Origin of the sequence: Sphingobium sp. UBA5915 (assembly GCF_002431195.1) — a bacterium.
GTDB lineage: Bacteria > Pseudomonadota > Alphaproteobacteria > Sphingomonadales > Sphingomonadaceae > Sphingobium > Sphingobium soli.
This window is the reverse complement of the sequence record NZ_DJDV01000019.1, coordinates 1-21,405: the sequence shown is the minus strand read 5'-3', so window position 1 is coordinate 21,405 and position 21,405 is coordinate 1. Positions and strand designations below refer to the sequence as shown.

At 65.7% G+C, this 21,405-nt stretch carries 23 protein-coding genes; 19 read left to right on the top strand and 4 right to left on the bottom strand.

The window, feature by feature from the left end; translation table 11 throughout:
- Window positions 1–62 precede the first annotated feature (62 nt).
- The 7 genes from B2V90_RS02760 to ribH all read left to right on the top strand — a co-directional run bounded on the left by B2V90_RS02760 (window position 63) and on the right by ribH (window position 8,683).
- Entirely contained in the window at window positions 63–3,230 is a 3,168-nt protein-coding gene (locus B2V90_RS02760) for an efflux RND transporter permease subunit (RefSeq protein ID WP_228222722.1), read from the top strand.
- Between the two features lie 83 nt (window positions 3,231–3,313).
- Window positions 3,314–4,579: a DUF445 domain-containing protein gene (locus tag B2V90_RS02755; RefSeq protein ID WP_228222721.1), complete on the top strand. Its 1,266-nt coding sequence runs from the start codon at window positions 3,314–3,316 to the stop codon at window positions 4,577–4,579.
- A gap of 201 nt (window positions 4,580–4,780) precedes the next feature.
- Entirely contained in the window at window positions 4,781–5,254 is a 474-nt protein-coding gene (locus tag B2V90_RS02750; protein ID WP_228222720.1) for a hypothetical protein, read from the top strand.
- Complete coding sequence (gene ribD, locus B2V90_RS02745; RefSeq protein WP_266103196.1) at window positions 5,251–6,240, top strand: bifunctional diaminohydroxyphosphoribosylaminopyrimidine deaminase/5-amino-6-(5-phosphoribosylamino)uracil reductase RibD; 990 nt, start codon at window positions 5,251–5,253, stop codon at window positions 6,238–6,240. Before B2V90_RS02750 ends, ribD begins: the two co-directional genes overlap by 4 nt.
- A gap of 35 nt (window positions 6,241–6,275) precedes the next feature.
- Window positions 6,276–6,890, top strand: coding sequence for a riboflavin synthase (locus tag B2V90_RS02740; RefSeq protein ID WP_228222718.1), 615 nt, complete (start codon window positions 6,276–6,278; stop codon window positions 6,888–6,890).
- A 69-nt stretch (window positions 6,891–6,959) separates the two neighbouring features.
- Window positions 6,960–8,249, top strand: a complete 1,290-nt coding sequence (gene ribB, locus B2V90_RS02735) for a 3,4-dihydroxy-2-butanone-4-phosphate synthase (RefSeq protein ID WP_228222717.1) — start codon at window positions 6,960–6,962, stop codon at window positions 8,247–8,249.
- Window positions 8,250–8,260: 11 nt separating this feature from the next.
- The gene (ribH, locus tag B2V90_RS02730) at window positions 8,261–8,683 is read left to right on the top strand and encodes a 6,7-dimethyl-8-ribityllumazine synthase (RefSeq protein WP_228222716.1); all 423 of its coding nucleotides are present in this window, start codon (window positions 8,261–8,263) and stop codon (window positions 8,681–8,683) included.
- Between the two features lie 41 nt (window positions 8,684–8,724).
- Here the strand turns inward: ribH and B2V90_RS02725 are convergent, their stop codons facing one another.
- Window positions 8,725–9,807: an alkene reductase gene (locus B2V90_RS02725; RefSeq protein WP_228222715.1), complete on the bottom strand. Its 1,083-nt coding sequence runs from the start codon at window positions 9,805–9,807 to the stop codon at window positions 8,725–8,727.
- 177 nt (window positions 9,808–9,984) lie between these two features.
- On the opposite strand from B2V90_RS02725, the gene B2V90_RS02720 reads away from it, so the two are divergent.
- From B2V90_RS02720 to B2V90_RS02695, 6 genes are all read left to right on the top strand, one after another.
- A complete protein-coding gene (locus tag B2V90_RS02720; RefSeq protein ID WP_228222714.1) occupies window positions 9,985–10,647 on the top strand; it encodes a COQ9 family protein in 663 nt (220 codons plus the stop codon).
- Between the two features lie 82 nt (window positions 10,648–10,729).
- The gene (locus B2V90_RS02715; RefSeq protein WP_228222713.1) at window positions 10,730–10,999 is read left to right on the top strand and encodes a FeoA family protein; all 270 of its coding nucleotides are present in this window, start codon (window positions 10,730–10,732) and stop codon (window positions 10,997–10,999) included.
- Window positions 10,996–12,861 carry a ferrous iron transporter B gene (gene feoB, locus B2V90_RS02710; RefSeq protein WP_228222712.1) on the top strand — a complete coding sequence of 622 codons (1,866 nt, stop codon included), beginning with the start codon at window positions 10,996–10,998 and terminating at the stop codon, window positions 12,859–12,861. The genes B2V90_RS02715 and feoB overlap by 4 nt, the downstream gene beginning before the upstream one ends.
- A gap of 56 nt (window positions 12,862–12,917) precedes the next feature.
- A complete protein-coding gene (ssb, locus tag B2V90_RS02705) occupies window positions 12,918–13,514 on the top strand; it encodes a single-stranded DNA-binding protein (protein WP_228222711.1) in 597 nt (198 codons plus the stop codon).
- A gap of 18 nt (window positions 13,515–13,532) precedes the next feature.
- On the top strand, window positions 13,533–14,285 hold the full coding sequence (locus tag B2V90_RS02700; RefSeq protein WP_228222710.1) for an SDR family NAD(P)-dependent oxidoreductase: 753 nt from the start codon (window positions 13,533–13,535) through the stop codon (window positions 14,283–14,285).
- Between the two features lie 71 nt (window positions 14,286–14,356).
- On the top strand, window positions 14,357–14,488 hold the full coding sequence (locus B2V90_RS02695) for a hypothetical protein (RefSeq protein WP_266103190.1): 132 nt from the start codon (window positions 14,357–14,359) through the stop codon (window positions 14,486–14,488).
- A 13-nt stretch (window positions 14,489–14,501) separates the two neighbouring features.
- Here the strand turns inward: B2V90_RS02695 and B2V90_RS02690 are convergent, their stop codons facing one another.
- The 3 genes from B2V90_RS02690 to B2V90_RS02680 form a co-directional block, all read right to left on the bottom strand.
- A complete protein-coding gene (locus B2V90_RS02690; protein ID WP_009820394.1) occupies window positions 14,502–15,380 on the bottom strand; it encodes a UTP--glucose-1-phosphate uridylyltransferase in 879 nt (292 codons plus the stop codon).
- A gap of 89 nt (window positions 15,381–15,469) precedes the next feature.
- The gene (locus B2V90_RS02685; protein WP_009820393.1) at window positions 15,470–15,931 is read right to left on the bottom strand and encodes a hypothetical protein; all 462 of its coding nucleotides are present in this window, start codon (window positions 15,929–15,931) and stop codon (window positions 15,470–15,472) included.
- Window positions 15,932–16,101: 170 nt separating this feature from the next.
- Window positions 16,102–16,275 (bottom strand): DUF1674 domain-containing protein, encoded by a 174-nt coding sequence (locus B2V90_RS02680; RefSeq protein ID WP_009820392.1) that lies wholly within the window; start codon window positions 16,273–16,275, stop codon window positions 16,102–16,104.
- A 101-nt stretch (window positions 16,276–16,376) separates the two neighbouring features.
- On the opposite strand from B2V90_RS02680, the gene htpX reads away from it, so the two are divergent.
- From htpX to B2V90_RS02650, 6 genes are all read left to right on the top strand, one after another.
- Window positions 16,377–17,327 (top strand): zinc metalloprotease HtpX, encoded by a 951-nt coding sequence (gene htpX, locus B2V90_RS02675; RefSeq protein ID WP_228222709.1) that lies wholly within the window; start codon window positions 16,377–16,379, stop codon window positions 17,325–17,327.
- Window positions 17,327–17,632 carry a hypothetical protein gene (locus tag B2V90_RS02670; RefSeq protein ID WP_228222708.1) on the top strand — a complete coding sequence of 102 codons (306 nt, stop codon included), beginning with the start codon at window positions 17,327–17,329 and terminating at the stop codon, window positions 17,630–17,632. Before htpX ends, B2V90_RS02670 begins: the two co-directional genes overlap by 1 nt.
- Window positions 17,633–17,657: 25 nt before the next feature.
- A complete protein-coding gene (locus B2V90_RS02665; RefSeq protein ID WP_293919594.1) occupies window positions 17,658–18,980 on the top strand; it encodes an RsmB/NOP family class I SAM-dependent RNA methyltransferase in 1,323 nt (440 codons plus the stop codon).
- A gap of 61 nt (window positions 18,981–19,041) precedes the next feature.
- Window positions 19,042–19,533: a diguanylate cyclase gene (locus B2V90_RS02660; protein ID WP_228222706.1), complete on the top strand. Its 492-nt coding sequence runs from the start codon at window positions 19,042–19,044 to the stop codon at window positions 19,531–19,533.
- A 90-nt stretch (window positions 19,534–19,623) separates the two neighbouring features.
- A complete protein-coding gene (rpe, locus tag B2V90_RS02655) occupies window positions 19,624–20,286 on the top strand; it encodes a ribulose-phosphate 3-epimerase (RefSeq protein ID WP_228222705.1) in 663 nt (220 codons plus the stop codon).
- A partial coding sequence (locus B2V90_RS02650; RefSeq protein ID WP_422663664.1) for a heparinase II/III family protein occupies window positions 20,283–21,405 on the top strand: 1,123 nt, incomplete at its 3' end. The genes rpe and B2V90_RS02650, both read left to right, overlap by 4 nt.

Sequence of the window (21,405 nt, the reverse complement as noted above, 5' to 3'; positions counted from 1 at the left end):
CCCGGCCCGGCAAGGACAGACAAAGCGGGCGCCAGGTGGGCGGTCGGTGAAGGAAGCGCGTCATGAATTTTCGCAACATTTCCGCATGGTCGATCCGTAATCCGGTGACGCCGCTGGTGCTGTTCGCCGCCTTGGTGTTGGCGGGCGTCGTTAGCTTCATGCGGATGGACGTGAACCAGAATCCCGACGTCAGCTTCCCCATGGTCAGCGTCACCGTGGTTCAGCCGGGCGCCGCACCGACCGAGCTGGAAACGCAGGTCACCCAACGCGTCGAGGCCGCCGTCCGTGGCATCAGCGGGGTGGAGGACATCACCTCCTTCGCGTCCGAAGGCCAGTCGCTTACCAACGTCCAGTTCCAGATCGGCACGCCGGTCGATCGCGCGGTCAACGACGTCAAGAATGCCGTCGATCAGATCCGCAGCGACCTGCCACAGGGCATATTGGAACCGCAGGTCCAGCGCATCGACGTGGATGGCGGCCCAATCGCCTATTTCAGCGCCGAAGCGACCGATATGACGCTGGAAGAACTGTCTTGGTATGTGGACAACACCATCGCCAAGCGCCTGCTGAGCATCAGCGGCATGGCGGCGGTCAATCGCGGCGGCGGCGTCAGCCGCGAAATCCGCGTCATCCTCGATCCCGCCAAGCTCCAGGCCTATGGCATCACCGCCGCGCAGGTGAACGCACAACTGCAACAGGTGAACATCAATTCGGCAGGCGGCCGCACCGAAATCGCGGGCGCCGAACAATCGATCCGCGTGCTGGGCAATGCCCGCAACGCAACCGCGCTGGGCGAAACCCAGATCGCCATTTCCGGTGGCCGCACCGTCAAGCTGGCGGACCTTGCCACCGTGCGCGACATGTATGCCGAACAGCGCAGCCTGTCGCTGATGAATGGCCGTCAGGTGACAAGCTTCAGCATCGCCAAGGCCAAGGGTTCTTCGGACGTCACCGTCTATGACGAAGCGATGAAGGTGCTGGACCAGCTTAGGAAGGAAAATCCCAAGGTCCAGTATAAGCAGCTTTACAGCAGCGTCGAATATACGCGCGGCCAGTATCACAGCGCCATGTCGGCGATGATCGAGGGCGCGGTGCTGGCGGTCGTCATCGTCTTCCTGTTCCTGCGCGACTGGCGCGCGACGATGATTTCCGCGCTCGCCATTCCCCTGTCGGCTATCCCGTCCTTCTGGTTCATGGACATGATGGGCTTTACGCTCAACGGCATTTCGCTGCTCGCCCTGAGCTTGGTTGCAGGTGTGCTGGTCGATGACGCGATCGTGGAGATCGAGAATATCGTGCGTCACATGCGCATGGGCAAATCCGCCTATCAGGCTTCGATCGACGCAGCGGACGAGATCGGCCTCGCCGTGCTCGCCACCACCATGGCGATTGTCGCGGTCTTCCTGCCGGTCGCGCTTATGCCCGGCCTTGCCGGCCAGTTCTTCATCCAGTTCGGCATGACGGTAGTCGTGTCCGTGCTGATGAGCCTTGCCGTGGCGCGCCTCATCACCCCGATGATCGCCGCCTATTTCCTCAAGGCCCATGGAGAAGCGAGCCATGGCGAAGGCTGGATGATGGATCGCTATATGGGCGTGCTGCGCTGGTCGCTTGAAGACCGCAAGGCCAAGGCGCGCCACGCACGCGGCGGCGTGCGCAATCATCTGGCGGGCTTTTTCACCGACCACCGCGTCTGGACGCTGGGCGCGGGCATCCTGGCCTTCATCGCCACGATCGCCGCCTTCGCCACGTTGCCCATGACGTTCCAGCCGACGATCAACACCGATTTCAGCCAGGTGAAGATCGAAACCGTGCCGGGCAGCACGCTTGAACAGACCACCGCAATCACGCGCAAGGTCGCCGACATGCTGGCGGCCGACACACAGACGGTCGAAGCCGCCTTTGCCGACATCAATCCGACCAGCGCCGATATTTTTCTGACGCTCAAGAAGGATCGGCCGATGACGTCGGTGGAATGGGAACGCAAGGTTGCGCCCAAATTCCAGACGATCGCCGACGCGCGCGTCAATTTCCAGTCGCAATCGGGTGGCGGCTTTGGTCGCGACGTCATCATGATGTTCGGATCGGACGATCCGGCGCTGCTGGAACGCACCGCCAACAAGCTGGTCGGGGAAATGAAGGGCCTCAAGGAACTGCGTGATCCGCGCGTCCAGGGCGACATGCAGCGGCCCGAAATCATCATCAAGCCGCGCATGGACCTGGCCGCCAGCATGGGCGTGACGACGGCGGCGCTCAGCCAGTCGATCCGTATCGCCACCATCGGCGATATCGACCAGAATGTCGCCAAATTCTCGCTGTCGGACCGTCAGATCCCGATCCGCGTGTCCCTGTCCGAAGACAGCCGGCGCGACCTGTCGACGATCCAGAACATGCCCGTTCCCACCGTGTCGGGCGGCACCGTGCCGCTGCGCGTGGTGGCCGATATCAGCTTTGGCGCCGGGCCAACCCAGATTCGCCGCTACAACCAGATTCGCCGCATCGTGGTCGGCGCCGACCTTGCCCCCGGCCTCGTCACCAGCCAGGCGATGACCAAGATCAACGCGCTGCCGACGATGAAGGCGATCAACGAAGGCCGCATCCAGGGCGTGCAGAAAATCAATGCGGGCGACGCCAAATGGCAGCTGGAAATGCTCCAGAATTTCGTGATCGCCGTCTTTTCGGGCGTGTTGCTGGTGCTCGCTGTGCTGGTCCTGCTGTACAAACGGATCATGCCGCCCTTCGTCAACCTTGGCTCGCTGTTGCTGGCGCCGCTTGGCGGGGCGCTGGCGCTGCATGTCGCCGGGCAACCGCTGTCGATGCCCGTCTTCATCGGCCTGCTGATGCTGCTGGGCATCGTTGCAAAGAATTCCATTCTCGTCATCGACTTCGCGCTCGAGGAAATGGAAAAGGGCGTGCCCAAGAAGGAAGCGATCATCGATGCCGGCCACAAGCGCGCCCAGCCGATCGTCATGACCACGGTCGCGATGGTCGCGGGTATGGTGCCCACCGCCCTGTCGCTGTCGGGCGACGCGGCGTGGCGCGCGCCCATGGGAATCACAGTGATCGGCGGCCTTATCCTGTCGACCATCCTGACGCTGGTCATCGTGCCGGCGGTGTTCAGCCTGGCGATCGGTCTGGAAAGCTGGGTCGGTCCGCGCCTCGGCCGTGGCCTGCTGACCTACAAACCCGGTGATGACGGGCGGCCGGTGCCGGGCCATGCGCCCGCCGAATGAGCTTGGTCAGCCAGGCGGCAGTGGCTGTTCGACCAAAAGAGAGGCTTGCCTGAACGAAACGGCCGCGTAACCGTTTCCCGCCCATGAAGTTGCTCGCCGCGCCCCGATCACCCCTGGCCCCTGCGTCCCATCCCGCGCGGCGCATGCGGATCGTGGCGACGGGCATGCTGGTCGCGATGGCGCTGCTGTTCATTCTGGCCCGCGCGACCGTGCATCTCCATCCCGCGATCGGCTTTGTCCAGGCCTTTGCCGAAGCCGCGATGGTGGGCGGCCTGGCCGACTGGTTCGCGGTAACGGCGCTTTTTCGTCATCCGCTGGGCCTTCCGATCCCGCACACCGCCATCATCCCGCGCAACAAAGACCGGATCGGCGATACGCTCGCCATCTTCCTGCGCGACAATTTCCTCACCCCCGCCGTGGTCGCGCGACGAATGCGGCACATGGACGTGGCGGCGGCTGCCGGGCGCTTCCTGGCCAGCCCGTCGGGCGGCGACGGCCGCTTGCGCGAAGGGGCGTCGCGCCTGATCGCGGACATATTGGAAGCGCTGGACCAGGAACGGCTGGGCGGCATGGTCAAGGGCGCGATCGGCCAGAGGCTGCGCGGCATCAACATCGCGCCGCTCGCGGGACAGGCGATCGAGGCGGCGATGCGCGACGGCCGCCATGGCCCAGTCATGGATGGCATCATCCACTGGGCCGACCGCACGCTCGAAGCGAACGAGCATCTCATCCGCCAGATGGTGCATGAGCGCGCAGGCAAGGTGCTGCGCTGGACGGGCCTCGATGAAAATCTGGCCGACGCCATCCTGTCGGGCCTGCGCAAGCTGCTTGCCGAAATGGCGCAGGATGCCGGCCATCCCCTGCGGTTGAAGGCGGAAGAGGGCATGGCGAAACTCGCCTTCGATCTGCAATTCGACCTGGACATGCAGGCGAAGGTCGCGGGCGTCCGCGACGAGATACTCGACAATCCGGCGATGCAGCGCTGGATCGACGGCCTGTGGGAACAGGCGCGGGCCGGACTGCTGCGCGCGGTGCGCGATCCCGGTCGCGCCATGGCCGGACGGCTGGGCGAGGCTCTGCGCGCGCTGGGCGCGACCCTGCAACAGGAGGCGCGGCTGCGCCTCGTCATCAATCGCTTCGCGCGCCGCGCGGCGGTGGGCGCGACCGCAAGCTATGGCGACGCGATCGTGCGGCTGGTCAGCGATACCGTGCGCGGATGGGACGCCGGGACGGTCACGACGCGCCTCGAACATGCGGTCGGGCGCGACCTGCAATATATCCGCATCAACGGCACGCTGGTCGGCGGGCTGGTCGGACTAGCCATACACGCGATCGACACGCTGCTGTAAGGCACAGGACACAGTGCGCGTCAGCATCAACGCGCAGGGCCGCATGACGGATATCGAGAAGGTCGAGGGCTGGCGACGCAGCGTCACGCAGTGCGGGCATGGCGCTTCCGTCCGGCAACGCGCGATGGCGCGGGGTCCGACACATCCTCGTCCAGGCGGACAGTTTTTGCATCCGTCCCGCCCTTGGCGTATAGAGACGGCATGGCGATCTTCCCCCGTCCCGTTTCCCCCAAGAACGCGCTTGGCGATTTCTGGAGCTATTTCCGTCAGCAGCGTCAGCATAAATGGCCGCTGCTCGGCCTGTCGGTGGCGATCACCTGGGTCATCATATGGACCTTCGTGATCGATGCGAACACCAACACCATGCCCACGCGCAACAAGATCATCTATGTCGAAAGCTGGGACGCCAACCGCTCCGACGCCGCGATCATCCTTCAGCAGAAGATCGACTTCGCCAAGCGCGAAGCCGCGCTGGTGCGCCAGCAAAAGCGGATGCAGGGCTATGCCGACGCCTTCGGCATCGAATGGCGCGAGGAGGAAAAGCGCAACACCGCCGAACGCAAGCAAGCCGTCAAGGCGATCAACGAACTGCTCGATGACCGGCTGGTAAAGGCCGAATCGGATGAACAGGCCACGCCGGCAACTCCGGGCGCGGCGGGGATCGGCCGCCCCTGAAACCGCCCGTCCCCGCCGACGACCGGCGCTACATGGCTGCGGCGATCGCGCTGTCGCGGCGCGGACGCGGCTTGTCCACCCCCAATCCCAATGTCGGCTGCCTGATCGTGCGCGACGGTCGCGTGGTCGGGCGCGGCTGGACGCAAAAGGGCGGCCGGCCCCACGCCGAAGCGCAGGCGCTGGACCAGGCGATGGAGCAGGCGCGCGACGCTACCGCCTATGTGACGCTGGAACCTTGTTTCCACCTCAGCCCGCGCGGCCCGCGCTGCGCCGACCTGCTGGCGCGCGCGGGTGTCGCGCGGGTCGTCATCGCCCTGCGCGATCCTGATCCCAGGACGAACGGGCAGGGCGCGGCCTGGCTGCGCGATCGGGGCGTTGCGGTGGAGATGGGGCTGTTGGCCGACGAGGCGGCGGCCGCCATGGCAGGTTTCGTCCTGCGCCAGACACTCGGCCGGCCGCATGTGACGCTGAAACTCGGCCTGTCGCTCGATGGCCGGATCGCGCTCGCCAATGGGTCGAGCCGCTGGATCACCGGCCCGCAGGCGCGCGCCCACGCGCATCTGGAACGCGCGCGCCATGACGCGATCCTGGTCGGCGGCGGGACGTTGCGCGCCGACGCGCCCAGACTTGATGTGCGGCTGCCGGGCCTGGAGGATCGCGCGCCCCGCCGCCTGCTGCTGACGCGCGGGCCAGCGCCTGGCAATTGGGAACGAATCGGCGCACCGGAAGAAATCGCCACGCTTGATCGGGTCGATCATCTGCTGGTCGAAGGCGGCGCGGGCGCCGCGGCCGCTTTTCTGCGCGCCGACCTCATTGATCGGCTGCTGCTCTATCGCGCGCCCATCCTCATCGGCGACGGGCTGGCCGGCATCGGCGACATCGGCCTTGGCGACCTCGCCCAGGCGCATGGCCGCTGGCGGTTGATGGATGGCCGCACGCTGGGCGTCGACAAGCTGGAGGTTTACGAGCGGGTTCGCAACGCTTAAGCGACCTTCCCATTCTGCTTAGCGGGGCAAGGCATATGTTCACCGGCATCATCACCGACATCGGCACCATCCGCAGCCATGAGCAGCGCGGTGATCTGCGGCTCGTCATCGGCTGTGGCTATGCCATGGACAGCGTGGCAATCGGCGCGTCGATCGCCTGTTCGGGCGCGTGCCTGACCGTTGTGGACAAGGGCGACGACTGGTTCGCGGTCGATCTGTCGGCCGAAACCGTTTCGCGCACCGCGCCCGGGCTGTGGCAACAGGGCGGCAGGCTCAACCTGGAACGCGCGCTCAAGGTCGGCGATGAACTGGGCGGCCATATCGTGACCGGCCATGTCGATGCCGTGGGCCATCTTGTCTCCGCGCAATCGGAAGGCGATTCGATCCGCCTCGTCATCCGCGCACCACAGGCGCTGGCCGCCGCGCTGGCCGCCAAAGGGTCGATCACCCTCGATGGCATCTCGCTCACCGTCAACAGCGTCGAGGATCAGCCCGACGGCAGCGTGGATTTCGGGCTGAACATCATTCCCCACACCACCGCCGCCACGACCTTGGATCGGCTGGAGGATGGGCGCGCCTTCAATCTCGAAATCGACGTGCTCGCGCGCTATCTCGATCGAATGCAGGCATTGCGGTCGGGCGTAATGTGATTGCTTCTTGAATTTATCACATTGTAGTGTGATATAGGGACCATTCCAAAGAGGGAATGGAGTCCTGCCATGTCGTCCGCGCTTCTCGATACCGTCCGCAATCTGGTCACGGAAGGCGGCATGTCCCGTTCCGGCCTTGCCCGGGCCGCCGGTCTGCACGCCAATTCCCTGCGAAAGCTGGGCGAAGCCGACTGGAATCCCACGGCCGACACGCTGGGCAAGCTCGAAGCCTATTTGTTGAAGCGCGAAGGCGGCACCGCGCTCGCCAGCCCCGAGGAAATCATCAACGAAGCGCGCAACGGCCGCATGTTCATCCTGGTCGATGACGAGGATCGGGAAAATGAAGGCGACCTCGTCATTCCCGCGCAGATGGCGACGCCCGATGCGATCAATTTCATGGCGACTCATGGGCGCGGGCTCATCTGCCTTGCCATGACGCGCGACCGGGTCGAACATCTCGGCCTGGAACTGATGAGCCGCAACAACGGCACCCGGCATGAAACCGCCTTCACCGTATCGATCGAGGCGCGCGAGGGAGTCACCACCGGCATCAGTGCCGCCGACCGTGCCCGCACCATCTCCGTCGCGATCGACGGGTCGAAAGGGCGCACCGACATCGTGACGCCGGGCCATGTCTTCCCGCTGGTCGCCAAGGATGGCGGCGTGCTCGTGCGCACCGGTCATACCGAAGCGGCGGTCGATGTGGCCCGGCTCGCCGGTCTCAACCCGTCCGGCGTCATCTGCGAGGTGATGAAGGATGACGGGACCATGGCGCGGCTGGACGACCTCATCCCCTTCGCGCGCAAGCACAGGATGAAAATCGGCACCATTCGCGATCTCATCGCCTATCGCCGCCGCCACGACCATATGGTCGAACGCCGCGCCGAAACCAGTTTCACCAGCAAATGGGGCGGCGAATGGAAAGCGATCAGCTTCTACAATCGCGCGACCCGCACCGAACAGATGGTGCTGCAAAAGGGCCATGTCCTGCCCGACCAGCCGACCCTGGTGCGCATGCACCAGCTGTCGCTGATGGACGATATCTATGGCGCGCAAGGCAAACGCAACGACCTGCTCGCTCGCTCGATGGAACTCATCGGTCACGAAGGATCGGGCCTGGTCGTCCTGCTGACCGGTTCGGACGAAGGCGATTTCTTGTCAAAGTCGATCCTGCGCTATGCCGCCAAGGGCGCATTGCCCAGCGACATGGACGAATTGCGCAACTATGGGGTGGGCGCGCAGTTGCTCGCGGAACTGGGCGTGCATGACATGATCCTGCTGACCAACAGCCAGCACAGTCTGGTCGCGCTTGACGGCTATGACCTGGCCGTGGTTGGGCAGCGTTCGATCACAGTGTAAGGATTATCGACATGGCCAAATTCCTGATCGTCGAGGCGCGCTTCTACGACCATCTCAACGACCTGCTGATCGAAGGGGCCAAGGCGGCGCTGGACGAACAGGGGCACCGCTATGAGGTGGTGACGGTGCCCGGCGCGCTTGAGATTCCCGGTGCCGTGGCGATGGCCGCGGAGACCGGCCGCTATGACGGCTTTGTCGCGATCGGCGTCGTGATTCGTGGCGAAACCTATCATTTCGAAGTGGTGTCGAACGAAAGCGCGCGCGGCCTGATGGCGCTCAGCATGGACGGTATCGCCATCGGCAATGGCATTTTGACCGTCGAAAATGAGGAGCAGGCGCTGGTGCGCGCGCGCCCCGATCAGAAGGACAAGGGCGGAGAAGCGGCCAAGGCTGCCATCGCCATGCTGACCCTGCGCGACCGCTTCGGGGCATAAGCGGAAAAAAAGGGGCTCCGTCGCAGGAGCCCCTCTTCATCTCACGCCACCTTTTCCAAAGCGGGATAGTCGGTGTAGCCCTCCGCCCCCTGGGTGTAGAAGGTCTTGGGGTTCCACTCGTTGAGCGGCGCGTCGATGCGCAGCCGCTCAACCAGGTCGGGATTGGCGATAAAGGGCCGGCCAAAGGCGATGCCGTCCGCTACCCCGCTGTCGATCGCGGCCTGCGCACTGGCCTTCGTATAATCGCTGTTGAGGATCAGCGGCCCCTTGAAATGCTGGCGGATGAGCGGCGACTGGCGCGGCACCTCGCTGCTGCCATAGGTGCCGGTCGGTGTCAGTTCGCGCAGTTCCAGAAACGCGATGCCCAGCGCATCCAGCGCCTGCGCCGCGACCGGGAACAGGCTTGCCGGGTCGCTGTCGTCCGTGCCCTGCGTCTCGCCATTGGGCGACAGGCGCACCGCGGTCCGGTCGGCGCCGATCGCATCGACGACGGTGCCGGTCACTTCCCGCAGCAACCGCACGCGATTGTCCGCGCTGCCGCCATAGTCGTCGCTGCGCTGGTTGACGCCGTCGCGCAGGAATTCGTCGATCAGATAGCCGTTCGCGGCATGGATCTGGACGCCGTCGAACCCGGCCGCGATCGCGTTGCGGGCCGCCTGAGCATAGGTGTCAAGCAAATGCGGGATTTCGGAAACCTCCAGCGCGCGAGGCGTGGGATAATCCTTGTTGCCCTCATAGGTATGCGCATGGCCCGGCGCTGCAATCGGGCTGGACGACACGGCATCTTCGCCCGTCACGGCCGGATGCACCAGCCGGCCCATATGCCACAGCTGCGCGACGATGCGACCGCCGGCCTCATGCACGGCGTCAGTGACCGGCTTCCACCCTTCGACCTGCTCCTGACTCCACAAGCCCGGCGCATAGGGCCAGCCCAGCCCTTGCCGCGAAATGCCCGTCGCTTCGCTGATGATGAGGCCGGCCGAGGCGCGCTGGCGATAATAATCGACCATCAGCGGCGTCGGCACATGATCGCGGGTCGCGCGGGCGCGGGTCAGCGGCGCCATCAGAATGCGGTTGGGCGCGGCAATCGCGCCAAGCTGGATAGGATCGAACAGGCTGGTCACTCAAACAATCTCCTTCGTCACATTGGTTTCATATTGAAACCAAGATGGATGCGTCCCGCCACGTGGGGAAGGCTTTGCCCCGCTTCAACCCTTGGCGCTGTCTTTTCCTCGAACCCTGGCTAACGAACGGCCCGGCAAATGGTTGTGCGCCGTGCGCGCGCGTCCTAGATTGGCGGCATGAGCGATACCCAGGACCTCACCCTTGACGAAATCCGCGCGCTGCTGGCGCCGGCCGTCCCCCGTCACGCCGCCTTCGACGGCTGGCGGCCACAGGCAGTGGCCATGGCCGCGCAGGAAAAGGGTGTGGACGTCGATATTGCGCAGCTCGCCTTTGCCGATGGCGCGATGGGCATGATCGACGCGTGGTTTGCCAGCATCGACGCGGCCATGCTGGACGCCCTTCCCGCCGAAGGTCTGTCGGCCCTCTCGATCCGCCGCAGGATCATCGCGCTGGTCGAAGCGCGGCTGGCCCTGCTCGCCTCCGACCGGGACGCCTTGCGCCGGGCGCTCGCGATCCTGGCGACGCCGACCCATGTCGTGCAGGCCGGCAAGCTCGGCTGGCGCGCTGCCGACGCGATGTGGCGGGCGGCGGGTGACAGCACCACGGACCTCAACCATTATTCAAAGCGCATGACGCTATCGGCCGTCTACGCCTCTACCCTGCTCGTCTTCGTCAATGACGACAGCGCCGATCATGCCGACAGCCGCGCCTTCCTTGCCCGCCGGGTCGAGGATGTGATGCGCTTTGAAAAGACCAAGGCGAAATTCCGCAACGCCGGTGGTGGCGAGCGGCTCAGCCTCGCCCGGTTCGTGGGTCGCCTGCGCTATCCCGCCATCTGATCGGGTCCCCCAATCGATTATGCTGGCCATCGCGCATCGGTATTGATAGTCACTCGCAAAATCGTTTGATGAGTGTCTCTCCTTGCGCCTGACTGACCTGCCGCTGCGCCAACCCGCTTATGTCGACCTGATCGACTGGACCAGCCTGCCTGCCAGCGACGCCCAGCGGCTGCGGGAATTCGGTTTGTGCGAAGGCGCCAGCGTAGAGGCGCTGCACCATGGCGGCTTGCTCGGCCGCGGGCCGATCGCCTGCCGCGTCGGTCGCATGACGATCGCGATGCGGCGCGCCCATGCCGCCGCCGTCACCGTGCGCACGGGACCGGAGACTCTCGGATCGGAGTTGGGGGTATGAGCGCCCTGCCGCTGGTGGCTCTGGTCGGCAATCCCAATGCCGGCAAGAGCGCGCTGTTCAATGCGCTGACCGGCGCGCGCCAGAAGCTGGGCAATTATCCCGGCGTCACCGTGGAGCGCAAGGCAGGCCGCCTCTCGCTCGCCGACGGCCGGCCGCTCGAACTGGTCGACCTGCCCGGAACTTACAGCCTCGACCCCGCCAGTCCCGATGAACAGGTGACGCGCGATGTCGTCATGGGGCGCCAGGCCGGCGAAAAACGGCCCGATGCGCTGGTCATCGTCGTGGATGCCGCCAATCTCGACAATCATCTGCGCTTCGCCCTCGAACTGATCGCGCTGGGCCTACCGACCATCGTCGCGCTCAACATGGTGGACCTGGCCACCCGCGACGGGCTGGAGCTGGACGCCGACGCCCTGTCCCGCGAATTGGGCGTACCCGTCATTGCCACCGTGGCGGTGCGCAAGCGCGGCCTGGACCATCTGCGTACCGAAATGGAAGGGCTGCTGAACGGCGCGCCCCCCCCCTATCGCGCCCCGGCCTCCGCCCCGCGTGATTTCGAGGCCACCCGTCAGGAAGCGCGGCGCATCGCCCGCGTAGGCATCATCCGCGAAACCCCATCGCGTCGGTTGACCGCCGCCGTCGATCGTGTCGCGCTACACCCGCTCGCCGGCCTTGCGTTGCTGCTTGCACTGCTGTTCGTCATGTTCCAGGCCGTCTATGCTTGGTCCGAAGCGCCCATCGCAATGATCGAGGGTCTGGCCGAAGCCGCCGCCACGCTGGTCCGCGATGCCCTCCCCGACGGTATCCTGCGCTCCTTTCTGGTCGATGGCGTCATCAACGGCGTCGGATCGGTGGTCGTCTTCCTGCCGCAGATCCTGATCCTCTTCTTCTTCATCCTGATGCTCGAAGCGACCGGCTATATGGTCCGCGCCGCCTTCCTGATGGATGGCATCATGGCGAAGGTCGGCCTGTCTGGCCGCGCATTCATCCCGCTTCTGTCTTCCTTCGCCTGCGCCATTCCCGGCATCATGGCGACCCGCACCATTTCCGATCCCAAGGACCGGCTCACCACCATATTGATCGCGCCGCTGATGACCTGTTCGGCGCGGCTACCGGTCTATGCGGTCATCATCGGCGCCTTCATCCCGGCCCGCGACATCGGGTTTGGCATCGGGCTTCAGGGCTTTGTCCTCTTCTGCCTCTATCTGGCGGGGATCGTCGGCGCGATGTTCGTCGCGCTGATACTGCGCCTCACCGTGACCAAGGGCGCGAGCGGCAGCTTCCTCATGGAAATGCCCAAATATCAGTGGCCACGCCCGCAGGACGTCCTGCTTGGCCTGTGGCAACGCGCTGTGATTTTCCTCAAGCGCGCCGGGACGATCATCTTCACCTCTACCGTCATCCTGTGGCTGCTGCTCAGCTTCCCACGCGTGCCCGACGGCGATCCCGCCAGCCAGGTCGATCATTCCATCGCCGGCCGAGTCGCCAGTGGCCTCAATGTCGTTCTGGAGCCGATCGGCTTCAACCGCGACATATCGCTGGCGCTGATCCCGGCCATGGCGGCCCGCGAAGTCGCGGTGTCGGCGCTCGCCACCGTCTATTCGATCGACGCGGGCGATGATGAAGCCGCGCTGGAACAGAGCCTGGGCGACCGGCTGAAGGGGCAATGGCCGCTGCCAACTGCGCTTGCCTTCCTCGCCTGGTTCATCTTCGCGCCGCAATGCATTTCCACCATTGCGGTGACGCGGCGGGAAACCAACGGATGGAAATGGCCGCTGTTCATGGTCGGCTATCTCTTCACCCTCGCCTATGTCGCGGCGGGCGTGACCTACTGGACCGCCACGGCTTTAGGTCTGGCTTAACGCTTGAAGGGCTGGAGCCGCGCTCTATAACGGCCGATCAATCTATCGGAGGTAACATGGCAGGCTCGGTCAACAAGGTCATTCTGGTCGGCAATCTGGGCGCCGATCCGGAGGTCAAGAGCTTCCAGAATGGCGGCAAGGTGTGCAATTTGCGCATCGCCACGTCCGAAAGCTGGAAGGACCGCATGACCGGGGAGCGCAAGGAGCGCACCGAATGGCACAGCGTCGCGATCTTTTCCGAAGGGCTTGTCGGCGTCGCCGAACGCTTCCTGCGCAAGGGCTCCAAAGTCTATATCGAAGGGCAGCTTCGCACCCGCAAATGGCAGGACCAGTCGGGCAATGACCGGTACACGACCGAAGTCGTGCTCCAGGGCCTCGGCTCTGTGCTCACCATGCTGGACGGCGCGCCGGGCGGTGGCGGTCAAGGTGGCGGCTATGGCGGCGGCGGCGGCGGCCGCTCGCAGGGCGTGAGCGACTGGCAGGGCGGATCGGGCGGCTTTGGCGGCGGCGATTATGATGATTTCGGCGGCGCGTCCGGCGGATCGGGCGGTGGCGGCTATGGCGGCGGCAACCGGTCACAGGGCGGCGGCAATCGCGGCGGCGCGGGCAGCCCCAATTTCGACAATGATCTGGACGACGAAGTCCCCTTCTGATCCGGCGGGGGACCAGCCATGGCGATCTTTGATGATCTGAACGGTAAGCGCGCGCTCGTCACCGGCGCGTCGAGCGGCCTTGGCCGGCATTTCGCGCTGTTGCTGGCGCGCCACGGCGTCGCGGTCACGCTGGCCGCGCGCCGGCCCGACAGGCTGGAGGCCGTGGCAGCCGAGATCGCCGCAACGGGCGCACAGGCCGACTGCGTGCGCATCGACGTGCGCGATCCCGCCTCGGTGGACGCCGCGTTCGACCGGCCGGCCTTTGACATTGTCATCAACAATGCCGGCGTGGCGCAGGGCGGCCCGGCGCTCGCCATGGATGAAGCGAGTTGGGGCGATGTGATCGACACCGACCTGTCCGGCGTCTTCCGCGTCGCGCGCGCGGCCGGACGGGCCATGGTCGCCGCGCAGCAGGGCGGCAGCATCGTCAACACCGCATCGATCCTGGGCCTGCGCGTGTCGACCTATCTTGCCGCCTATTCCGCGGCCAAGGCGGGGGTGGTCCAGCTCAGCCGCGCGCTGGCGCTGGAATGGGCGGGCCAGGGCATCCGCGTAAACGCGCTTTGCCCCGGCTATTTCGAAACCGACATCAATCGCGGTTTCCTCGCCAGCAAATCGGGCCAGGCGATGGTGGCGCGCATTCCCCAGCGCCGTGTCGGCCAGTTTGAGGATCTGGACGGCGCCCTGCTGCTGCTCGCCTCGGACGCGGGGCGCTATATGACTGGCACGGAACTTGTGGTCGACGGCGGCCATATGGTGTCGACGCTGTAATCGCCTCACACGATTATCTTGACTGATATAATCGACGCGACCGATGCCATCACCGCGCCTATATCATCGACATGTCCAGGATCGAACACAGCATCGCCCTTCCCATCCGTCGCATGGTGAACCCCGCCCAGCGGGCATTGGGGAGCGCCATCGCCGTCAGCGGACTGGCCATCCTGCTGCATGGCGCACTGGCGCTCTCCTGAGCCCGCGCGCCCTCTAGCGCGCCAGTTCCTGCTGCGCGAAGGCGCGAATATGGTCCTTCAGATCCTCGCGCTCCAACGACAGCGCCAGATTGGCTTCGATATAACCCGCCTTTGACCCGCAGTCGAAACGCCGCCCTTCGAACGTCACGCCATGGAAGGGCTGGGTGCCGATCATTGATGCCATCGCGTCGGTCAGCTGGATTTCCCCGCCCGCGCCCTTGTCCTGCGTTTCCAGGATCTTCATGACCTCGGGTTGCAGGATATAGCGACCCGGCACGATCAGGTTGGATGGCGCGGTGCCGAGCTTGGGCTTTTCAACCAGCCCCTTGACCTGCGTCAGCATGCCGTCCCGCGCGCCCGGATCGATGACGCCGTAGCTGGGCGTTTCGTCCATCGGGATTTCCAGCGCGCAGACCAGATTGCCGCCAACCTTGTCATAGGCATCGACCATCTGCTTGAGGCACCCATTGCCCTTCGCGCCCTTCATGAATTCGTCGGGCAACAGGATGGCGAAGGGTTCGTCACCGACGATCTCGCGCGCGACCCAGATCGCATGGCCCAGGCCCAGCGGCTCCTGCTGGCGGATGAAGACGGCGTTGCCGGGCATCAGCCGCGTGCCTTCCAGCGCGCCAAGGTCTTTGCCCCGCTCACGCTGGGTGGCCTCGGTTTCATAGGCAATGTCGAAATAATCCTCGATCGCTCCCTTGCCGCGACCGGTGACGAAGATCATCTGCTCAATGCCCGCCTCGCGGGCCTCGTCCACCGCATATTGGATCAGTGGCCGGTCAACGACGGGCAGCAATTCCTTGGGCACGGCCTTGGTGGCCGGCAGGAACCGGGTGCCAAGGCCGGCAACGGGGAAGATGGCTTTGCGAATAGGCTTGTTGGACATGCTGCTCCATTCTCGCTGCAACGCGGAAAGACGTGCCTGACTTCGCGGGCGCGGCCGCAAAGGTCAAGCATTTGCGCACGCCTAACGCATCACACCGCCAGAAGTCTCTGCGCGACCTCCTCCAGAGCGGAAATTTCGCTGTCCAATTGATCCAGGGAAACATGAATCCGGTTATTGCGCGGATCGCGGCAGGCAAAGCCGCCAGCCTCGGGCTGCTGAAACCCCTGGATGATGAGCGCGCGGAACCGGTCGATCCGCTGCATGTCCCGCTCGATCGCCGATATTTCCATCAGCGCGCTGGCGTTGCGCCGGTCGCGCATGGCAACCATGGTGCGCAATTCGGTCATGAGCTTGGACATGCTGGGCCGGGTGCGCGCGCCCACGGTGCGCACATCGCCCATGCCCTCGCGCATCAGCCCGACCTTGGCCTCCAGGCTCTGTTCCAGCATGGTCCAGGCGCAGATCAGCCGCCCGACCGAACAGAGCAGCGCCGCATCCTCCGGCGCATAATCCGAAACCGGTTTCACATTTACGTCAGATACAAGATGCACACCCACGCCCCATAGTCTCCTTTATGAGGCTGAGTCCTGCACCCCGCAAAGGCGCGAGGCCAGTGTCGGGGCGTCATGCTCCTCGCTTCTGCCGCACGGATCACCGGCAGCCGTGCAGGAAGGGCGGCGAATCGTGCGCGTGTCCCAGCTTTCCAAGGATCGCCGGTCGCTCAGAAATCGATGGCAATGCCCTTGCGCTCCCAGTCGCCATAGCGGACCGGGCTCATCGCCTCGTCATGCGGGGTCGGATTGTCGATCGGATCGGGCTCGGGCACCGGCGGGCTTTTAGACAGATGCCTGGGCGGCGTCACATGCGCGGGACGCTTGCCGTTGAAGGTTCCCATGAAGCGGCCTTTCGATTGGGGGCGGGCAATTGCGAGCAGCGCTGATCCACCCCATATTCATCTCTGCCCCGCTATCTGGGCGGGCAAGGAGCATTTGGCAAGTGAACGGCATCAAGACGACGATGTTGCTGGCGGCGCTGACGGCGCTGTTCATGGCATTGGGTTACACGTTGGGCGGCAGCGGCGGCGCGGTGATCGCGCTCCTGGTCGCGGCGGGGATGAACCTCTTCACCTTCTGGAACGCGGACAAGATCGTCCTTAAAATGCACAATGCGCGCGAGGTGGACGAACGCAGCGCCCCCGATTTCTACCGGCTGGTGCAGCAGCTGGCGCAGCGGGCCAACCTGCCGATGCCGCGCGTCTATCTGATCGACCAGGACGCGCCCAACGCCTTTGCCACCGGGCGCGATCCAGACCATGCCGCTGTCGCTGCCACTACCGGGTTGCTGGCGATGCTCAGCCGCGACGAGGTGGCGGGAGTCATGGCGCACGAACTGGGCCATGTGAAGAATCGCGACACGCTCATCATGACGATGGTCGCGACCATCGCGGGCGCCATTTCCATGCTGGCGCAGTTCGGCCTCTTCTTTCGCGGCGGACGCGACGAAGGCCATGGCAACATCCTCGCCACCCTGCTTGCGATGATTGTCGCGCCCTTTGCCGCGATGATCGTGCAAATGGCGATCAGCCGCACGCGCGAATATGGCGCCGATCGCGCCGGCGCGGAAATCAGCGGCAATCCTCATGCGCTCGCCTCCGCCCTCGCCAAGATTTCCGGCGCTGCGCAGGCGATTCCCAACCCGGTCGTCGCGCGCAACCCTGCCACGGCGCAGCTCTACATCGTACCGACCCACGTCAGCGAACTCTTCTCCACTCACCCCGCGACCGAAAAGCGCATCGCCGCGCTCCACGACATCGCCAGCGACATGGGATCGGGTGACGGAACCGCGCCCACGCCGATTGCCGATTCCCGCGCCTCGGCCCTGTCGCCGATCGCTTCCACCCCTACGCCTCCGCGCCGCCGCAGCGCGCTTGATCCGCACGGGCGCTGATGATCGACGATATTCCGGCCGAAGCCGCCGGATTTGTTGTTCGACAAGTCGGTGGACTGGCTGTCGACCTCACCGTCAAACAGATCTTTTCTCGGCATAGCGCCAGGTTTTTTCACGGCGTCGGGCGGCGCGCCGTTGCAGTGTCCACGCTGGGAGCGAAGCGGATTCCCAGTTCGCTCCGTATTGTGCCTGAGGGCAGCCGCGCAAAGCCGAGACGCTCGGACTGGCTGGCTTTGTGGATCGGCGTGCTGGTTTGGATCGCGTTGGTTCTCAGTCTGGGCGCAGGCGTCTCCCATTTTCTTTAACGGCGAAAGGGCGTAGGGGCCGCCAATGCCCCCTCGTCCGTCTTCCCGTCCGTCCCGCCCCCGTCCCGATGATGTCCCCGGCCTGCCAGCGCGCCGCGCGGCGTTGCTGCTGCTGGACGCCGTGCTGCGCCGGGGCGAGCCGCTCGAACTGGCGCTGCACGGCGCGGCGCAGGGATTGCCGCGGGAGGATCGCGCGCTCACCCACGCCATCGCCGCCGAAGTGCTGCGCCATTTGCCCGATCTCGACGCGCTGATCGACGGCGCAACCCGCCAGATCCTGCCAGACGATGCAAAGGCGCGCATGGTGCTGCGCATCGCGCTCGCCCAAACCTTGCGGATGGATACGCCGCCCCATGCCGCGATCGCCACCGCATTGCCGCTAGTCGATGGCGGCCCGCGCAAGCTGGTCCATGGCGTGTTCGGCACGGTGACGCGCAGTAACCCCGTGCTGCCCGACCCGCCAACCCTGCCCGCCGAGGTGCTTGCGCGCTGGAGCGATCAGTGGGGCGCAGCGATGCCGCAGGCGGCGGCCCATGCCTATGCCGTCCGCCCGCCGGTGGACCTCACCCTGCGCGACGCGAGCGAGACAGCGAGATGGACAGATGCGCTGGACGGCGCATCCTTCGCGCCCGGCCATGTCCGCCTGCCCGCCCATCCCGTTGACGGCAACGGGGCCATCCCCGCGCTGCCCGGTTTTGCCGAGGGCGCCTGGTGGGTGCAGGACATCGCCGCCGCCTGCCCCGCGCGGCTGCTGGGCAAAGGCGATGGCCGCCAGGCGCTTGACCTGTGCGCCGCGCCGGGCGGCAAGACGATGCAAATGGCCGCCGCCGGATGGCGGGTCATTGCCGTCGACCAGTCGAAGAAACGGCTGGAGCGATTGTCCGAAAATCTGGCGCGCACGGGGCTTGCCGCCGACATCGTGGCGGCGGACCTGCGCCAGTGGCAACCGCCCGCGCCAGTGGACGCCATCCTGCTCGACGCCCCCTGTTCGGCAACCGGCATCTATCGCCGCCATCCTGACGTCCTGCACCGCATCGGCTTGCGCCAGATCGCGGACCTTGCCGAGTTGCAGGCGCAATTGCTGGCGCGCGCCGCCGACTGGCTGACGCCGGGCGGGCGCATCGTCTACGCCACCTGTTCGCTCGAACAGGCGGAGGGCGAGGATCAGATCGCCCGCTTCCTTGACGCCCGGCCGGATTTTGCGCGGGACCCGATCGCAACCAGCGAATTGCCCGAAGGAATGGCGCCCGACCCGCAGGGCTGGCTGCGCACCCTGCCCGACACGCTCGCCAGCGCGGGCGGCACGGATGGATTCTTCATCGCCCGGCTTGTCAGGCGCGCACACTGAGCATTAACCATGATGGCGTAAGGCTGCGACAGAATCCCTTCCACCAGCCCAAGGTTCATCCATGCGCCCGATCGAGCCATTGCCCCTTCACCATAGCTGGCCTCTCTATGATCTGCGCGCGCATCTTGCCCCGGTGTTGCTGGACCCTCACATTGCCCGCAACGACGCGGCGCTGGCGGAACGCGGGCTGGGCTTGTGGCGATGCGACTTGACCGACAACCGGCTGGAATGGACCGCCGGCGTCTATGACATATTCGGGCTGGAGCGCGATCTCGACGTGTCGCGGCCGCTGGCCGTGTCGCTCTATACCCCGGAATCGCGCGAACCCATGGAGCGGCTGCGCGATTATGCGATCCGGCACAAGCGCGGCTTCACGCTCGATGTCGATATCAATCAGGCCGATGGCCAGGGTCGCTGCGCGATGCGGCTGATCGCAGCGCCCGTGCTCGACGCCGCGCAACAGGTTGTCGGCCTGCATGGCGTCAAGCAATTGCTGCCTCATGGCGCGCCCGCCTCGCGACGGCTCGATCCGACCATTTTCGTCATGCTCTGACCCGGCCTCCGGCTCCTGGCCTGATCGGCCCGGACGGTCGGGAAAATCGCCGTTGCCTCCCGCACCGCGCGCCACTAAGGCGGGGGGTTAATGACCCATCCCATCCTTATCTCACCCTCGATCCTGTCCGCCGACTTCGCGCGCCTTGGCGAGGAAGTGCGCGCGATCGACGAAGCCGGTTGCGACTGGATCCATATCGACGTCATGGACGGGCATTTCGTGCCCAACATCACCATTGGTCCTGCCGTGGTGAAGGCGCTGCGCCCGCACAGCCAAAAGCCGTTCGACGTCCATCTGATGATCTCGCCGGTGGACCCGTATCTCGACGCCTTCGTGCAGGCAGGGGCCGATATCATCACCGTCCATCCCGAAGCGGGTCCGCATATCCACCGCACCGTCCAGCATATCAAGTCGCTGGGCGTGAAGGCGGGCGTGGTGCTCAATCCGGGCACCCCGGCAAAGATGCTCGACTATCTGATCGATGATGTCGACCTCATCCTGGTGATGAGCGTCAATCCCGGCTTCGGCGGCCAGAGCTTCATCGAAAATCAACTGCGCAAGATCGAGGCGATCCGCAAGATGATCGACAAGTCGGGGCGCGACATCCGCCTTCAGGTCGATGGCGGCATCGACCTCAATACCGCGCCCAGGGCCATTGCAGCCGGCGCCGACGTTCTGGTGGCCGGCACCGCGACCTTCCGCGGCGGCCAGAGCGCCTATGCCGACAATATCCGTCAATTGCGGGGCGGGTGAGCGACCCGCGACGCCTGTCGACCCGCTCGGGCCAGGACCTGCCGCCCGAAGAGGGCGCGGACGGCATCGAGCAGGGCAAGCGCCTCATCCGCGTCGCGGATGACAAGGGGCTGTCGCTGACGCAGAAGATTGCGCACCACGTCTATCTGCTCAGCTGGAAGACGCCGATCCACGGTCGCCGGCTGCGGGGCAAATATCCGCTCAAGCTGCTGGCCGTGCCCGACGACGACATTGTCGGCGACGGCCGCGCCGGGGCGGCGATGCGCGCGGGCTATTTCCTGTTTCGCGGGCAGAAATTGCCGATCGACCGGCTGGACTTTGCCCGGCCGGGCGTGGGGCCGGCCTTTTCCGATTATCTGCATGGCTTCCGCTGGCTGCGCGACCTGTCGGTCAGCGCCTCGCGCGAACAGGGCGCACCGATTGCCGAAGGCGTCATGCGCAAATGGCTGGCGGTCCATGCCGAAACGCCCAGCGAGCCGGCCTGGCGGGCGGACAATGCCGGCTGGCGGCTGCTGTTCTGGACCGCGCACGCGCCGCTCATCCTCTCGTCCAGCGACCTCGTCTATCGCTCGCTGGTGCTCAACTGCATCGCCCGCACCGCCCGGCATCTGGATCGGGGCGCGGACAAGGCGCCGATGGGCCTGCCGCGCATCGTCGCCTGGTGCGCGATCATCGCGGCCGGGCTGCTGATCCCGGGGGGCGAAACCCGCAGGCAATTTGGCGAGGCGGGGCTCAAGCGCGCGATCGACAGTGGCATCCATGCCGATGGCGGCATCGTGTCGCGATCGCCGCTGGCGCAGATGGAGGCGATCATGGCGCTATCCATGCTGCGCGCCGTCTATGACGTGCGCCGGGAAAAGCCACCGCTCTTTCTGGGCGATGCGCTGTCCCGCACGGTCCCTGCGCTGCTGGGCCTGACCCATGGCGATGGCGGGCTTGGCAACTGGCAGGGGTCCGGCGCCATCGCGCCGCAGATGGTGGACAGCGTGGTGCAGGCCAGCCGCGTGCGCACCCGCCCGCTGCGCCAGGCGCGCGACTGGGGCTATCAGCGGATCGCGGCCGGCGCGACCGTGGTGCAGGTGGACGCTGCCCCGCCGCCGGAGATCGGAAGAGCGTCGT

Coding starts and splice junctions, on each gene's coding strand:
- B2V90_RS02760 (WP_228222722.1), top strand. CDS start 63: ATGAATTTTCGCAACATTTCCGCATGGTCGATCCGTAATCCGGTGACG.
- B2V90_RS02755 (WP_228222721.1), top strand. CDS start 3,314: ATGAAGTTGCTCGCCGCGCCCCGATCACCCCTGGCCCCTGCGTCCCAT.
- B2V90_RS02750 (WP_228222720.1), top strand. CDS start 4,781: ATGGCGATCTTCCCCCGTCCCGTTTCCCCCAAGAACGCGCTTGGCGAT.
- B2V90_RS02740 (WP_228222718.1), top strand. CDS start 6,276: ATGTTCACCGGCATCATCACCGACATCGGCACCATCCGCAGCCATGAG.
- ribB (WP_228222717.1), top strand. CDS start 6,960: ATGTCGTCCGCGCTTCTCGATACCGTCCGCAATCTGGTCACGGAAGGC.
- ribH (WP_228222716.1), top strand. CDS start 8,261: ATGGCCAAATTCCTGATCGTCGAGGCGCGCTTCTACGACCATCTCAAC.
- B2V90_RS02720 (WP_228222714.1), top strand. CDS start 9,985: ATGAGCGATACCCAGGACCTCACCCTTGACGAAATCCGCGCGCTGCTG.
- feoB (WP_228222712.1), top strand. CDS start 10,996: ATGAGCGCCCTGCCGCTGGTGGCTCTGGTCGGCAATCCCAATGCCGGC.
- ssb (WP_228222711.1), top strand. CDS start 12,918: ATGGCAGGCTCGGTCAACAAGGTCATTCTGGTCGGCAATCTGGGCGCC.
- B2V90_RS02700 (WP_228222710.1), top strand. CDS start 13,533: ATGGCGATCTTTGATGATCTGAACGGTAAGCGCGCGCTCGTCACCGGC.
- B2V90_RS02695 (WP_266103190.1), top strand. CDS start 14,357: ATGTCCAGGATCGAACACAGCATCGCCCTTCCCATCCGTCGCATGGTG.
- B2V90_RS02690 (WP_009820394.1), bottom strand. CDS start 15,380: ATGTCCAACAAGCCTATTCGCAAAGCCATCTTCCCCGTTGCCGGCCTT.
- B2V90_RS02680 (WP_009820392.1), bottom strand. CDS start 16,275: ATGGGAACCTTCAACGGCAAGCGTCCCGCGCATGTGACGCCGCCCAGG.
- B2V90_RS02670 (WP_228222708.1), top strand. CDS start 17,327: ATGATCGACGATATTCCGGCCGAAGCCGCCGGATTTGTTGTTCGACAA.
- B2V90_RS02665 (WP_293919594.1), top strand. CDS start 17,658: ATGCCCCCTCGTCCGTCTTCCCGTCCGTCCCGCCCCCGTCCCGATGAT.
- B2V90_RS02660 (WP_228222706.1), top strand. CDS start 19,042: ATGCGCCCGATCGAGCCATTGCCCCTTCACCATAGCTGGCCTCTCTAT.
- rpe (WP_228222705.1), top strand. CDS start 19,624: ATGACCCATCCCATCCTTATCTCACCCTCGATCCTGTCCGCCGACTTC.